At 30.9% G+C, this 865-nt stretch carries 1 protein-coding gene; it reads left to right on the forward strand.

All coding sequences use genetic code 11. The features are described from left to right. The coding region (locus HUN22_RS17355) for a hypothetical protein (RefSeq protein ID WP_217488225.1) at positions 1–865 on the forward strand (865 nt) is incomplete at both ends.

Consider the following 865-nt stretch of genomic DNA (forward strand, 5'->3'; position numbering starts at 1 on the left):
GTGGCAATCAACCAAATTACAATTGGATTGAAAAGTCGATTATTTGTATCCCACATACTTCACAATCTTGGCCATGTATCGAAGAGCGGATACAGAAATGGTTGAAATATTACTCATTATCACCAGAAAAAAAACTTTCATATTTTTCAAAAAAAGATACTAATGATCGCCTAATTGCATTTGAAAAATATAAGATCGAAATTTCAGAGAAATTAAACAGACTATCAACAACTGAAAAAAGACTAATTACTCAATTAACTGAAAATGAAAAAGATATTGATACATTAGTTATTACGGCATTCCATATCTTAGCGGGAAAACCTTTAGCCAAATTTGCACCAGAATTTATTAAATGGAGCTTTAGTTGCAGTTTAAATTCAAGTTATAGCTCTCCAAATAAAGAATTTATTAATTTAATTCGATACAACCTTGTTGATTGGGAGAATACAAGGACTCAATTATTAAATGAAGCACAGATTTTAAACTCTTCAGATACTTCAGATATCGCAAAATGGGCTTATATTAGAGTGCTTTATTCAACAGGGGATTCTGAAGATGAAAATATTGCTGAAGAGATTATAAATAAACTTAGGCCTAATGCTCACTCAGGAGGATGGCGAAGAATTGAAGATTATTGTTCTACTGATCCGTGTGACCCGGAGTCATTTGAACCAGAAAATATTGTAAATACAACTAAAAAATGTGAAGAACTTGATGTTAATCAAATTTGGAATGATCTAAATCAGACTTCAGAAAGTCTTCTACTACATGATATTGAAACCGGGATGGCACGTTTTAGATCATCAGAAATTATATCTAAATATAGAAAACTGATTACTAATATTTTATGTCGAAAACAATATCC

This window comes from Acinetobacter lactucae (assembly GCF_013344765.1).
Classification (GTDB): domain Bacteria; phylum Pseudomonadota; class Gammaproteobacteria; order Pseudomonadales; family Moraxellaceae; genus Acinetobacter; species Acinetobacter lactucae_A.